The sequence below is a fragment of the Enhygromyxa salina genome (genome assembly GCF_002994635.1).
Taxonomy (GTDB): domain Bacteria; phylum Myxococcota_A; class Polyangia; order Nannocystales; family Nannocystaceae; genus Plesiocystis; species Plesiocystis salina_B.
The window spans coordinates 131,196-145,514 of the sequence record NZ_PVNL01000004.1 but is presented as its reverse complement, the minus strand read 5'-3'; the positions used below and the strand labels follow the sequence as shown (position 1 = coordinate 145,514).

12 protein-coding genes are annotated in these 14,319 nt (G+C 66.8%); 8 read left to right on the top strand and 4 right to left on the bottom strand.

The genetic code is table 11. The features are described 5' to 3' along the window. Window positions 1-5: 5 nt before the first annotated feature. Entirely contained in the window at window positions 6-1,382 is a 1,377-nt protein-coding gene (locus ENSA7_RS01400; RefSeq protein ID WP_146157197.1) for a carotenoid oxygenase family protein, read from the bottom strand. 84 nt (window positions 1,383-1,466) lie between these two features. After that, window positions 1,467-2,249, bottom strand: coding sequence for a hypothetical protein (locus ENSA7_RS01395; protein WP_106087373.1), 783 nt, complete (start codon window positions 2,247-2,249; stop codon window positions 1,467-1,469). 128 nt (window positions 2,250-2,377) lie between these two features. Here ENSA7_RS01395 and ENSA7_RS01390 point away from each other — a divergent pair, with 128 nt between their 5' ends. From ENSA7_RS01390 to ENSA7_RS01370, 5 genes are all read left to right on the top strand, one after another. Further along, window positions 2,378-3,376 (top strand): thermonuclease family protein, encoded by a 999-nt coding sequence (locus ENSA7_RS01390; protein WP_146157196.1) that lies wholly within the window; start codon window positions 2,378-2,380, stop codon window positions 3,374-3,376. After that, window positions 3,373-4,593 (top strand): hypothetical protein, encoded by a 1,221-nt coding sequence (locus tag ENSA7_RS01385; protein ID WP_106087371.1) that lies wholly within the window; start codon window positions 3,373-3,375, stop codon window positions 4,591-4,593. The genes ENSA7_RS01390 and ENSA7_RS01385 overlap by 4 nt, the downstream gene beginning before the upstream one ends. A gap of 47 nt (window positions 4,594-4,640) precedes the next feature. After that, entirely contained in the window at window positions 4,641-6,299 is a 1,659-nt protein-coding gene (locus tag ENSA7_RS01380) for a hypothetical protein (protein WP_106087370.1), read from the top strand. Window positions 6,300-6,354: 55 nt separating this feature from the next. Continuing rightward, window positions 6,355-7,011, top strand: a complete 657-nt coding sequence (gene msrA / locus ENSA7_RS01375; RefSeq protein ID WP_106087369.1) for a peptide-methionine (S)-S-oxide reductase MsrA — start codon at window positions 6,355-6,357, stop codon at window positions 7,009-7,011. A 268-nt stretch (window positions 7,012-7,279) separates the two neighbouring features. After that, window positions 7,280-8,584: a S41 family peptidase gene (locus ENSA7_RS01370; RefSeq protein ID WP_106087368.1), complete on the top strand. Its 1,305-nt coding sequence runs from the start codon at window positions 7,280-7,282 to the stop codon at window positions 8,582-8,584. Between the two features lie 112 nt (window positions 8,585-8,696). On the opposite strand, the gene ENSA7_RS01365 is transcribed toward ENSA7_RS01370, so the two are convergent. Then, a complete protein-coding gene (locus tag ENSA7_RS01365) occupies window positions 8,697-9,062 on the bottom strand; it encodes a response regulator (protein ID WP_244923679.1) in 366 nt (121 codons plus the stop codon). A gap of 91 nt (window positions 9,063-9,153) precedes the next feature. Then, window positions 9,154-9,855 (bottom strand): SDR family NAD(P)-dependent oxidoreductase, encoded by a 702-nt coding sequence (locus ENSA7_RS01360; RefSeq protein ID WP_106087367.1) that lies wholly within the window; start codon window positions 9,853-9,855, stop codon window positions 9,154-9,156. 236 nt (window positions 9,856-10,091) lie between these two features. Between ENSA7_RS01360 and ENSA7_RS01355 the strand changes: the two genes are divergently transcribed. From ENSA7_RS01355 to ENSA7_RS01345, 3 genes are all read left to right on the top strand, one after another. Continuing rightward, complete coding sequence (locus tag ENSA7_RS01355) at window positions 10,092-11,768, top strand: zinc-dependent metalloprotease family protein (protein ID WP_106087366.1); 1,677 nt, start codon at window positions 10,092-10,094, stop codon at window positions 11,766-11,768. Between the two features lie 71 nt (window positions 11,769-11,839). Beyond that, window positions 11,840-13,324, top strand: coding sequence for an MYXO-CTERM sorting domain-containing protein (locus ENSA7_RS42980; RefSeq protein ID WP_181232899.1), 1,485 nt, complete (start codon window positions 11,840-11,842; stop codon window positions 13,322-13,324). Between the two features lie 358 nt (window positions 13,325-13,682). Further along, on the top strand, window positions 13,683-14,204 hold the full coding sequence (locus ENSA7_RS01345) for a hypothetical protein (protein ID WP_146157194.1): 522 nt from the start codon (window positions 13,683-13,685) through the stop codon (window positions 14,202-14,204). Window positions 14,205-14,319: the final 115 nt, after the last annotated feature.

Below are 14,319 nucleotides of genomic sequence, written 5' to 3'. Positions count from 1 at the left end.
CCGATCTAGCCCGCCACCCAGTCGCCGTGGAACGTGTCTGGCAGCGACTGATCGAACCACAGCTTCGCCACCGGCCCGTCCGCGAGCGCGCCACCGTCGAGCACCGCGACGAAGCTCAGATCGCTGGCCTCATCGTGACACAAGCTCAGGATCCACGGCTCGACCGAGGGATCCTCGCTGTGTCGCACGGGCACGGGCTCGCTCGGCTTGATCTCGGGCCCGAGCGCCCACACGTCTGCGTCGCCGGACTCGGCGTCGACCCGCGCGAGCGAGAACCCGTCCGCCTCGTCGCGCGCGTAGAACCACGCGTGGGGGTGCGCCTGCCCCTCCACGCGCGGGTCGACCCGCGGAAATTCGCAGCTGCTGTGCCAGCGCTGCTCGCTGCGCCACGCCCCCGTTCGCAGATTCAGGCAGCCACGGTGCAGCTTGGGGGGGTCGATCTTCGAGCCGTCCCCGAGCGAGGTCAGCGAGCTGAGATCGGGATAGCGACAATAGTCGATCACCAATTCGTCGCCGCGCTCGAATGCGTTGACAAAGTGCCAGACCCAGAATGCATCGACGTTGAAGCGCTTGGGCGCGCCGGGATTCGCGAGCGGGACCACGATGATCTCGCAGCCGAGCGCGGGCGCCCACTCGAACCAACTCGAGAGCGACCCCAGCTGAAACAGCGCCCGCGCGAGCTTGAGCTTGGCCGGACAGCTGACGAAGATGGCGTGCCGCTCGGTCACCACGAAGTCGTGAACCAACCCAGCCCAGCTGCACTCGTAGCTGCCCAACAGCTGGGTCGGGCCTTCGTCGGGCAGGGCGTAGAGATCCAGCATGGTCTGCTTGCCGTAGCGCAGCCCAAAATTGAAGCTCGTGGCCAGCCGCGCGACCCGATGCGGATGCGCGGAGAAGCTGCGGACCACGGCGCCGTCGAGGTCGCGCTCGCCGAGCACCTCGAGGGTCTCGGGGTCGAGCTCGATCGGCTTGCAGGCCTCCATGACCGCGAACACCCGGCCCCGCCAGCTCCACGCCCGGGTGTTGCCCGTGTTCTTGACCCGCCCCCGCAAGCTGTTGATCACCCGCCGAGGCCACGGCGCGCCCGTGCCGTACAGGTAGCGCCCCGCCGCCTGCTCCTCGAGGTAGCCCGCGCCCTCGATCACGCGCGCGGCCCCCATCGCGCCACCACGACCGTCGAGCCGCACCGCCATCACGACGCCGTCGGCCTCGAACGGGTGCGAGAGGCGATGGCCAAACCGCTCGATCTGCCCGGGGCCGCAGCGGTACATCGTTCCGGCCAGACCTTCGGGCAGCTGGCCGTCCACGCGCAGCGGCTCGAACCCGTGCGTACGGCCGATGTTCTCGTACAAGCTGGCATGGGGACGGCGCTCGGACAGCACAGACCAGATATACCAAGAACCCGAGGTCTGGTCCGCCGCCGTGCGGGACGGGGTTGACCCAGATGGGCGAGCTGAGGTCAGCCCTCAGTCGTCAAAGCCCAGCGGCAGCAAGCGCAGCGCCAGCATGGTCGTCAGCGCCAGCTCGCGGCCCGCGTCGTCCAGCCCCGCGTCGAGCCACGCGCGCTCGGGCGCGTCGAGGATCAGCGCGGCCTCGCTGCCACCCTCACCGCGGATCACCGCGAGCGCGGCCGGCAGCGGCCGACGGGTGAAGCTCCACAGCTGGTACCACATCACGACCTCGACGACCTTGCTCTGTGTCGGAGAGCTCGGCGAGCTCGGGTCGACAGCGACCGGCGCCAGGCTGCCGAGCAAGTTGTTGGTCAGCGGCCCCTCGATCCGCAGCTCCCAGTGAGTCGGGTGACCCATGGTCGAGGAGCCCGAAGAGCTCGCCACCTCCGACGAAATCTGACAGCGGACCGCGACCTCGTCGCGCTGCTCGTCGGCGACCGCGGCCAGATCGTGATCCGTCGGCTGCCGTCGCTGCCCGATGCACGCGGCCGTCCACGGCTGCGCGCCGCCGACGAGCGTGAACGACATCCGCAGCTGCGTGGTTGGGCGAGTTCGCCCGCTCGCGTCGGGCGCCAGTGGCCCGGTGCCGTCGAACGGCTGATCTTCGATCTGCAGGCCCTCGACGCGGTAGCGCCCCATCTCGAGATCTCGCACGCCGCGCTGCCGCTCGACGAGCACGCCCTCGCTGTGAAGCTGCGGATCAATCAGCTTCTCGGCCGCCCGCTGCTGGACGCCGCAGCCCGAGCACAGCCCCAGCGCCAGCAGGAACAGCTGAAAACGGCCCTTTAGCGCCTGCATGGGTCCGCGACGAGCACACGCCCGTGTACCCCGGGCGTCACCCGCTGGCAACGTTGCGCTGGCCAAAAACGCGTTGATCGACACCTACGCGCCGTCCATGATGCCGCAAGCTCGCCCGAAGGTTCGACATGCCGCGCATCAAACCCCGCTCCCCTCGCGTTGCTCGCCGCGTCGCCGTGCTCGTCGGCGCGCTCACGCTCACCGTCGCGGCCGCGACCTCGCTGAGCTCGCCCAGCCCGAGCGTCGCCGCCGAGTCGCAGACCAAGGTGATCCTCAATGGCACGGCCGTGCCCGTGCACTTCAACGACGGCGACTCGTTCCGCGTGCTCGGGGGTGACTTCAACGGCTCGAAGGCCCGACTGTTCGGCTACAACACGCTCGAGTCCTACGGCGCCGTGCACCAGTGGGGCAGCTGGGATCTGCACGAGCTCTACGTGCTCGCCAAGATGGGCACCTACGCCGGCCGCGATGGGGTCTGGGAGTGCGAGACCGACGGCGCCACCGACACCTATGGGCGCATGCTCGTGTGGTGCCCCAAGCTCGCCGAGCAACAGATTCGCATGGGGTACGCCCACGCCATGAGCGTGGACGACCTGCCGGCCAAGCCCGAGCTGATCGAGGCCCAGCGCGAGGCGATCACCAACCGCCGCGGGATCTGGGCCCACGGCGCGCCGGAGTTCGTGCTGACCTCGCTGCACTCCAAAGAAGAGGACGTCGACGGTCACGGCACCTACAACCGCCTGGTCTCGAGCGTCGACGGACACTCGGTCAAGTGGCGGCACAGCACCCGCTACGCCGAGTGCGACCGGGTGTGCCACTACGAGTACACCGTCGACGGCGCGGTGGTCGACGAGCTCCTGATCGCGGCCAAGGCCGACGCCAAGATCGGCCCGTTCCTGACCGGGCTGTCCGACGCCGACGCGCGCACCGTCATCTACGACTTCGCCAAGTTTCGCCATATCAACCGCAAGATCGTCGAGGACAAGCGAGACGCGCTCGACGAGCTGCTGACCGAGTGGGCGAGCGCAGGCAAGTTCGGGGCCCAGCAGCGCAGCGAGGGCGCGTGCATGCTGCATGTGCCCTTCGATCGTCGGTTCGGCGGCGGCAAGGCGGAGTGCCTCAAGTGAGGGCCCGCGTCCTGCTTGGTGCTGGCACCCTCGCGACCATCTTCGCCAGCGGGTTGCTCGGCGCGGCCTGCTACGAGATGCCGCTTCACCCCACCTACGGCTACGAGCAAGACGACATCAGCTGTCGCGACTATGTCGACAACGACAACGACGGGCTGATCGACTGCTATGATCCGGACTGCCTGATCCTCTCGCACCTGTGCGGCGAGGACGTGCCCGACATCCCTGTCGACGAGCCCGAAGACACGCTGCTCAAGTGCACGGACAAGATCGACAACGACAACAACGGGCAATTCGACTGCGGTGATCCAGCGTGCCGGGACATCCCCGAGACCTGCTGCCTGCGCGAGAACACCAACGCGACCTGCTCCGACGGGCTCGACAACGACGGCAACGGCTTCTCCGACTGCGCCGACTTTGGCTGTCGCAGCGGCAAGTTCGTGACCGTGTGCAGCGAGAACACCAACCAGAGCTGCGACGACGAGCTCGACAACGACGGCGACGGCGCGGTCGACTGCGACGACGACGACTGCGACGGCACCAACGCGTGCGTGCTCCCGACCGAGCCCGAGGACACCCTCGCCAAGTGCATGGACGGGATCGACAACGACGACAACGGCTTCACCGACTGCGAAGACTTCGCGTGCTCGATGTTCGGGTCGCAAGAAGCGATCGACTACTGCGCGAACCTGCCGCCGCCGCCGGCCGAGGACACGCCCGAGACCTGCGCCGACGGGCTCGACAACGACAACAACGGGTTCACCGACTGCGACGACTTTTCGTGCAGCGAGTCGGACGATCCCGAGATCGTGTGCCTGTCCGAAGAGACCCCGGAGGACTGCTCGGACGGCGTCGACAACGACGGCAACGGTCACATCGACTGCCAGGACTTCTCGTGCAGCCAGTCCGAGGATCCAGCGGTGATCGAGGTCTGCGCCGATCAGCTCGAGAACAGCCCCGAGAAGTGCAGCAACAACATCGACGACGACGGCAACGGTCACATCGACTGCGCCGACTTCTCGTGCGCCCAATCCGACGACCTCGCGACCCGCCAGGTCTGCCAAGAGAGCCTCTCGGGCATCACCGAGACCCCCGACGAGCGCTGCAGCGACGGCGAAGACAACGACCGCGACGGCTTCATCGACTGCGACGACTGGGACTGCAGCTACGACCCGCTCGTGACGATCTGCGACGGCCCTGGGCTGTGCGAGCTCTGAGCCCCCCTTCTCACCCGCGACTCCCCGCGACCCAAGACGACCTTCCCATGAACGGCCTCAAAATTCTGCGCGCTGCCGCGCTCGCGTTGCTCGCGTTCTCGCTCCCCGGCCTGGCCCTCGCCGCGCCGCCCACCACCGAGACCGACTGCTCGAACGGCATCGACGATGACGGCGACACGGTGTTCGACTGTGGCGATCACGACTGCCACGACGCCAAGGTCTGCCAGCCAGACGGCCGCGCCGAGAGCAGCGACGCGCGCTGCAGCGACTGGGTCGACAACGACCAGGACGGGTACCTCGACTGCGAGGACATCGACTGCAACGGCACCGAGGTGTGCATGGGCTCGTGGGACCGCGAGCTGTCTGGCCAGTCGTCGATCGAAGACACCGGATCCGGGGTCAAGATGGCCGACGGCAAGCGACCGGGCGCCGTGGCCCCCGAGCTGGCCGCGGGCGAGGTCGAAGAGGATCTGCAGGGCCGCGGCGGTGATCGTGACGGCGAGCGGACCAACTACTTTTGCTCGGACGGGTTCGACAACGACGGCGACGGGTTCACCGACTGCGACGACATCGGCTGCAAGCTGGGCACCGAGGTCACCGTCTGCCAGGCCGCGGGCGACATCCGGTTCTCGGTCGTGGCCCGGATCGGCCAAGACTTCAACTTTGCGGGCCCCGAGTTCGGGACCAAGGCGCTGATCCAGCAGCCCGGCAACAGCGACGGCTCGGCCGACGTCGACCCCCGCTCCGAAGAGAACCGCAGCCCGTTCAGCACCGAATTCGAGAGCTTGCAGATGCGGGTGCTGGGCCAGATGCCCTTCATCCAAAACAGCTTCTTCCTGCTCTCGATCCGGGCCGAGAAGACCCCGCGGCTGACCTTCGCCACCTTCCAGATCCCGATCAAGAACGGCCACTACGTCAACGTCAACAGCGGCGGCGGCGGGCTCAGCCTCGAGCTGGTCCGCTCGGTCCACAAGCGGATGATGGTCGACCCGGCCTACTATGTTTACAACGCGTTCGAGCAGGGCAACGGCGCCGCGCTCGAGTTTGGCGGGCCGCTCGACAAGCGCGGCAAGTTCCTCTACCGGACCTTCGTCGCGGGCGGCAGCGGGCGGTTCGCCGGCAACGTCGGCGGCACCTTCTTCCCCGACGGCAACCGCAACTACACCTGGTCGGCCGGCGCGCAGATCCACATGAACCTGGTCGGCTACTACAACCGGTTCGACTCGCCGTTCCTGTACACGCCGGCCTCGACGGCGTTCGCGTTCGTGGTCGGCGCCAAGTACGACCAGCGCGCCCAGGAGCGCTACCCGGCCGCCAACGTCCAGGCCACGTTTCGCTACAAGCGCCTGATCATGCTCGGCGAGGTCTACGGCAAGCGCGAGCTCAACTTCAAGAACTGGCAGGTCGCCTTCAATGTCCAGGTCGGCGTGCTCGCGATCAAGCGGCGGCTGCTGCTCACGAGCGACTTTGGTCAGTACATCTCGACCCCGTTCGAGAGCCCGCCCGAAGATCTCGGCTCGGATCTGCGCCGCCAGCTGCAAGAGCTGCAGTACCGGTTCGCCGCGCACATCTACCTGTGGCGTAACGTGTTCATGGCCCAGATCGTATGGGCCGACCGCTTCGTCGAGCGGCCGCCCAGCAACGCGATCCCCGATGGCACCGATCGCCGCTCCAGCCTCCGCGTGCTGCTGCTGTACCGGTTCTGAGTCGGTTCTGACCACGCGCTGGCAACCTCGCCCGAGGGGACTATCCTGACCGGCGATGTTTCGCTTCTCCGACACCCGCAAGCTCGAGATCGTCGGGCCCGACCAGGCGCTGCCCGGCCGCGACACCCCGATCGAGGTGCCCACGGTTCACTTCGTCAACGGCAACCGGATCGTCCCGCCGGTTCCCGACCACCTGCAGATCGTCGACGTGGGGATGGGCTGTTTTTGGGGGGCCGAGCGCAAGTTCTGGGTCGTGCCCGGGGTCTACTCGACCGCCGTCGGCTATGCGGGCGGGCACACCAAGAACCCGACCTACCGCGAGGTCTGCAGCGGTCGGACCGGCCACACCGAGGTCGTGCGGGTCGTCTACGATCCAGCCCAGGTCGAGCTCGCGCGGCTGCTGCAGGTGTTCTGGGAGAGCCACGATCCAACCCAGGGCATGCGCCAGGGCAACGACACTGGCACCCAGTATCGCTCGGCCCTCTACACGCACTCGCCCGAGCAGGCCGAGATCGCAGCAGCCTCGCGCGCCGCGTTTCAGGCCGCGCTCCACGAGGCCGGCCATGGTGAGATCACCACCGAGCAACGCGACGCCGGGCCGTTCTACTACGCCGAGGACTACCACCAGCAGTACCTGGCCAAGAACCCCAACGGCTACTGCGGGCTCGGGGGCACGGGCGTCTCGTGCCCGACCAGCCTGCCAGGATTGTGACCAGGTTCGGCAAAGTGGGTGAGTCGGCGCCGCCGCCCGTCGCCCGCTCGCCCGGCTGAGCCGAGCTCGCGCAGCGGCGGGTGAGCGCCCAATATGGGCCAGCCTGCTCGACGTGTCGCGCACGGCCGCCAGTACGTGCTTCAATGGTGCTCGCAAGGCGACCATGCAGCGACAACTGACTCTGGTAACTGACTCCAGCTCGGGCGAGGCTTCTCGCCCGCTTGCGCGCGCCCTTCGTGGACTGTCTCACCGCTGGCAGCCAGCGCTGGTGACCGCGGCGCTCGGGCTCACCGCCTGCAACCTGCTCGAGGATCCCTTCAAGGTCGAGCCACCGGCCGAGTGCGACGTGGCCAGCCAAAACCAGTTCGTGCTCGACGTCATGGGCGAGTTCTACCTGTGGAACGAGGATCTGCCCGACGACATCGACATCAGCGTCTACGAGTCGCCCGAGGCCATGGTCAGCGATCTGCGGCAGGGCGTCGATCGCTGGACGCGAGTCAGCGACAAGTCGACCTCGGACGCGCTGTTCATGCAGGGCAAGTTCGTGGGGCTCGGCTACAAGACCCAGCGCGGGGCCGACGACGAGGTCCGGGTCTCGTTCGTCAGCGACAACTCGCCGGCCTCGGCGGTCAACATCTTGCGCGGCGACGTGATCCGCGGGGTCAACGGCTACACCGCCGAGGAGCTCGACGCCGACAACAGCTGGTCCGCCGCCTACGGCCCCAACGATCCGGGCGTCGACGTGACCTTGGACGTCGAGCACCTCGCAACCGGCGAGGTCGAGACCGTGACGATCACCAAGGCCTGGATCGACATCGTCAGCATCCCGGTCGCGTCGGTCGTCACCAGCCCTGCTGGCTCGAAGATCGGCTACTACATCATGGACAAGTTCGTCGAGACCACCAAAGACGAGCTCGAGAGCGCCTACTCGATGTTCAAGGACAACGGGGTCAGCACGATCGTCATCGACATGCGCTATAACGGCGGCGGCCTGATCAGCGTGGCCGAGCGGCAGATCAACCTCACGCTCGGCGCCGACCACAACGGCGACGTCGCCTACACCTTCAAGTACAACAATAATTATAGCGACGAGAACCGCTCGACCAAGATCGACAAGCGCAGCAACTCGATCGGCTCGGACATCATCGTCGTATTGACAAGCTCGCGCACGCTGTCTGCCTCGGAGCTGGTCATCAACGCGATGTTCCCCTACGCCAAGGTCACGCTGATCGGCGGGCCAACCGGGGGCAAGCCGGTCGGCTCGAAGAGCTTCGAATTCTGCGAGAAGCTCTTGTTTCCGATCACGTTCCGGCTGACCAACGCGGTCGGCGACACCGACTACTTCGACGGGCTCCCGGCCGACTGTCACGCCGACGACGATCTCTTCCACCAGCTCGGCGACCCGCAAGAGGGCATGCTCGCGGCCGCGCTGAACTATCTCGACGACAACGCGAACTGTGCGGCGCAGCCCCAGCCGGCCCCGGGACTCCCCCCGAAGCTGATGCAGCTCGACTCCGTCGGCGAGACCCTGCTCCCCAACCCAATCGAGCGCTTCGACGTCGACTCCTGGTAGCTAGACTCCTGCCAATTTTTGCCCGCTGCCATCGAGCGCCCAATAAATTTGGGCGTCCGCAAGCGGGCCAGAAGCCTGGCCCGAGCTGATAACAGCCGAGCTGATAGCAGCCTCAGTCGGACTCGTCGCTGACGGCTTCGATCAGCTCGTCACCCTCGAGCGGCTTCTCCAAGAAGCGATCCACCAGCCCCGGATCCAAGAACCGAGACAGCTCCGAGTACGAGCTGCCCGACAGCAGGACCCGCTCCATGTGCGGGTACTTGTCCCGCACCTGTCGCAGCAGCCAGCTGCCGTTTGGGCCCTTCATGTTGAAGTCGCACACGACCGTGTCGAAGTGCTTCGACTCCAGCACCTTGAGGGCCGTCTCGGCCCCGAGCGCGACCTTGACGTCGGCGTGATCCTCGAGCAGCCGCATGAACGAGCGGAGCACGTCCGGATCATCATCCACTACCAACACCTCCTTGCGTCCGTCCTTCATGCGAGTGCGCGAGTATACGTGAATCAGAGCCGAGCAACCCGGGCAACCGCCCGCGCGCTGAGCTCGCGCGATGGCCGTGGCCGCTGTGGGCTCAGGACTGGCCGTAGACGGGGACGACAGCACCTCGTGCACAGTGGTTGTCGGGGCTGGCGAGCGAGAGGATCGTGGCGGTGATCGCCTCGGGGCTGGGCCATCGGTCGTGGGCGGCGGTCGGCATCGCGGCCCGATTCGCGGGCGTGTCGATGATCGAGGGAGCCACCGCGTTCACCCAAATTTTTTCGTCTGCGAGCTCCTCGGCGAGGGCCTGGGTCATCACCGCGATCGCGCCCTTGGCCGCTGCGTAGGCGATCATGCCCGCGGTCGGGACCAGAGCCGGGCGGGCGCTGACGTTGACGATGCGCCCACCCTCGTCGGCCTCGCGCATGCGTCGGACCGACTCGCGGCAGGCCAGGAAGCACGAGACCACGTTGATCCGCCACATGTGCTCGAATTCGCTGAACGAGGTGTCGACCAGCGGCGCCATCGTGAACCCGCCCGCGACGTTGAGCGTCGCCCACGGGCGCGGGATCTCGGCGAAGTAGGCACACGCGGCCCGCTCGTCGGCGAGATCGACCTCGTAGCGCAGCTCGACGCGCTCGTGCTCGGCGAGCTCGAACGCGACCTCGCCCTTGGCCTGCAACACCGGGATGTGGACAACCGCCCCCGCGTCGACCAACGCCGCGGCGACTGCAGCTCCCAGCGCCCCTGTTCCACCGGTCACGACGACCACCCGACCTTTTAGAGCGTTGCTCATGCGTGCACCTTACTCGCTGAGTGACCGATCTGGATCGCGGTGGTGGGCCGGCTGGGTTCATACACCACACATGAAGTGATGCTGCTTTCCATTTTGAGCGTGGCTATTTGCTCCGGGCCTCACCCGACGCTGTAGGTCGCTGTCTGTGATCGGGTCAGGATGGGTCGCTTTGCTGGCGATCCAGCGCCATTCAGTGCTTGAGTCTCGCAGCCAACCGTGGAAATGTGGGAGTTGTGATGCGTGATACTTACCCCCCGAACAACGCTTCGCTTGGTCTGACAACCTTCGCGCTGGCGATATACACGGCACTGAGTGTCGGCTGCGCCACGGAGACGTCCGAGGACGTCGGCGATGAGACGGCGACCAGCGACACCGGTGATGGCGACGGCGACACTGGCGAGAACATGGCGGGCGCGCCCGCACGTGGGATCCACATCACAGAGGTCGAGGCCAACCAGGGCACGGCGATCCTGATCGGCAAGGACGGCGAGTGGGTCGGTCCCGGCGATCGCAACGCGTTCATGATCCGCGACCGCGACACGCTCGTGCGTCTGCAGCACACCGTCGACGAGAACTGGATCCCCCGCGAGATCATCGGTGTCCTGCACATCCGCGACGAAGTCAGCGGCGAAGAGCTGGCGACCCGCACCCGCCCGCTCGTGGTCGAGGGTCCCTCGGATCCCAAGAAGCTCGACTCGGAGTTCTTCTTCAGCATCCTCGCCGACGAGGCCCAGCCCGGCCTGTCGTACTGGGTCGAGCTGCTCGAGGCCGGCGGCGCCGTGGACCCGGGGGTCGAGGCGCTGAGCGAGGGCGTCAACGTCACGCCCGATGACTTCGAGCTAGTTGGCTACGAGCAGACCCCGCTCGAGATGAAGGTCATGGTCGTGCCGATCCACTACACCTGGGTCGACCCGCCGACCCTGGTCGAGCCGACCGAGGCTGACCTGCAGCTGGTCCACGACGATCTGCTGCAGACCAACCCGCTGCAGACGGTCACCCTGACCCTCCACGAGCCCTACGAGTACACCAACCACCTCACCAACCTCGGCTCGCTGCTTGGGCCGATGTCGGCGCTGCGCAACAACGAGACCGAAGATCCCAACGTCTACTATCACGCGCTCGTCGACGTGCGCGGGCCGGCGGTCAACATGGTCGCCGGGATCGCGCAGCTGACCGGGGACTCCAAGGACGGGGCGTCCTCGCGGGTGGCCGCGACCGTGTGGTTCAAGCAAAACCCGGACCTGCCGCCGGCTGGCAGCTCGGGCACGATCGTCCACGAGATCGGGCACAACCAAGGTCTGCAGCACGTGTTTTGCCCGGGCGCCGCGACCACGGCCGCCGGCCCGGATCCAAACTACCCGCACGACGGTGGCACGATCGGCGTGTTCGGGTTTGGGATCCGCAGCTTCAGGCTGTACACGCCGACGGCCGCCCACGACTACATGACCTACTGCGGCAACGCGTGGGTCTCGGACTGGACCTGGAACAAGACCTACAAGCGGATCCAGACCCTGACCTCGTGGGACTATGCGGGCGCGCCCGCTGGCGGGGCAGCCGGGGCAGCCGCGCCCAGTAGCGGGATGGCGCCCAAGGTCCCGCTGCTGGTTGGCACCTTGTTCGCCGACGGCAGCGAGGACTGGCTGGTCATGATGGGGCCAGCTCCGAGCGAGGAGCAGCTCGGCAGCGAGCAACGGATCGCGCTCACGCGTGATGGGGAGGTCGTGGTGGATCTCTACTCCGCGGTCTCGCGGCTGAGCGACCACGAGACCGTCATGCTCACCGCCCCCCTGACGATCCCCGCGGCCGAGCTGGCGGAGATCGAGGGAATCGTCCGCGTCGACTGGCGCGGCGACAATCACCCCGTCGCGCTCGAGTCACTGCATGTCGATCGTGGCGTGAAGCTCGATCGCTAGCTCATTTAGATCGTGCAATGCCGGGGTCACCCTGGTAATTGTGCGTCCATTCTTCCTACTCGAAAGTTGCCATGAACCGTCCACTTCGCGTCCTCACCCTCGGCTCTGCCTCCTGCCTCGCCTACTTCGCCTGCATCGGTCTCGTCCACGCGGGCACGCTGACCGCACAAGGGGCGGTCTCGGTCATCGACCACACCAACGAGATGCAGGGGGTCGTCGGCACCGGCGACTTCAACGAAGGCAACGGGGGTGGCGTGCCGGCCGCCGTCTATGCCGGCCAGGGCATGACGTGGCGCAGTGGTCTGCTGACGGCGATCCTGCCCGGCTGCGACACGCCTGGATCCGCGACGATCCCCAGCTATCAGGTCAACGGCGCGTACTTTCCCGACCCGGTCGCGGGCGGCGGGGTGGCCAGCGGCACGTTTGCGTTTCATGCCGGGGTCGTGACCTTCGACCAGGCGATCACGCAGGTCGGGCTGGTCGCCAGCCGCAATGGGACCCAGTACCTGACGGCGTGGGACACCAACGGCAACATGCTCGGCCAGGTCAAGTGGGTGCCGGCCAACGACGCCGCGTTCATTGGCATCGACACCAACGGCGTCCCGGTGGGCATGGTCGCGTACGGCAACGATGACCTGTGGAACGGTGGCTCCTACAGCATCGGCGGCTCCACGATCATCTCGGACTCGTGGCAGTGGGCCGTGGGTACCCCGTGCGTGAACGCCAACGACTGCATGGACGACAACAACCCGTGCACGGCCCCGCCGACGTGTGTCCAGGGCGCTTGCGTTCACGCCCCGGACGACAATGGCGTGTGCCCCGACGACGGGGAGAGCTGCACCTTTGACGAGTGCCAGGACGGGTTTTGCGTCCATCCCAACAATCCGGACGGCGAGTGCCCGGATGACGGGAACGAGTGCACCAATGACATGTGCCAGAACGGCGCGTGTGCGCACCCCAATAACAATGACCCGTGTGACGACATGGACGCCTGCACCGAGAATGATGCGTGCGGCGGTGGTTCGTGTAACGGCGATGACCTCGTCTGTAGTGACAATAACCTGTGCACGGTCGCGTCTTGCGATCCGATGATTGGGTGTGAATTCACCTGGCAGATGGGGTGTTGCATCACCGATGAGGATTGCGCTGACGGTGAGGTGTGTCTGCTCGGGTCGAACTCATGCATTCCGGATCCGAACCCGGGGGATGGCGACGGCGACGGTGACACTGGGGACGGCGACGGCGACACCGGGGATGGTGACGGCGACGGCGACGGCGACACTGGGGACGGCGATGGCGATCCCGGCGACGGCGATGGCGACCCCGGCGACGGCGATGGCGATCCCGGCGACGGCGATGGGGACACGAACAGCGGCGAAGATGAAGGTGGGGACAGCGAGACTGGCATCAACACCTTCGGCGGCGGCGATGAGGTCGGCGACGACGGGTGCAACTGCTCGACCGACAACCGCGGGGCTGGTGCCCTGTTCGGGCTGCTCGGGCTCGCGCTGCTCGGGACTGTCCGCCGTCGGCGTGACGACGATCTGGTCGAGTAGTCGGACCGGGAGTCTTTCCGAGGGCCGGTCAAGTCGCATGTCTTGACCGGCTCGCGGGGGAATCCTGACGGGGCGTCTGTTCCAGGACGGAGAATGAGCATGGCAAACTGGATGAGCAACAGAAGAATCTGGACGACGCCGCGGGGAAACGCTGCCCTGGCTGCCGCGGCCTGCATTGTGTTCCGAGGAACAATATGGTGACTACAAGCAATCTACGAGATGGTGTCAGATGGCGATCGCTCGCCTACGCGCTCCTGCACGGGCTCCTCGTCTCAGGCTGTCTAGCGTGCGTCGAGCAGCCCGAAGCGGGTGAGCAGTGCGTCAACTCGATCATCGAGGGCTCGAGACCGTGCATCAGATGTGCACCAAACCACTCGGCGACGAGGCCGACCTGGAGGCGGCGTTGCTCGACACGCTCGGGTTGTCGATCGACGCGGTCCAGGCCGAGCTCGACGCCTACCCACCGTGGAGCATGGCTCAACTTCGGCAGGATCAGGCCTGCGAAGAGGCGGACTCTGTGATCAGCCGAGACTCCTGGACGATCGAGCTGGGTTGTTCGGCCGAGGGCGTCGAGGGCAAGCTCGGTGGCGAGGTGGCAAATCACGTGCTCGTGCGGCTGACTGAGGAAGCCCACTACATCTTCGATTTCGACACGTCCGAGCCGCTGGAAGTGTGGGTCGAGCTGCGCAGCTGCGAGCTGGACGGCCTCGCGTCGATCTACCACGCCAACTGGAGTGGGAGCACCGCCCCCGAAAACCACGCCGCGCAGGTCTTCGATGACATGCCACCGGGCGTCTACGTGCTGCGCGTGAGGGTCAAGGACGCCTCGTCCCTGGCGCCGAACGTCAACGTCGCGCTCAGCGTCGCCCAGTGGCCCTGACCGCGAGACCAGTGTCGCCTGAGGGGGCGTACCGACCGCTCCGCCCAACTCGAAGCGCACCCGGAGCCTTCACGCTCATCGCCCCCCCGGGTGCGGTACCATGCGTGTGCGACGC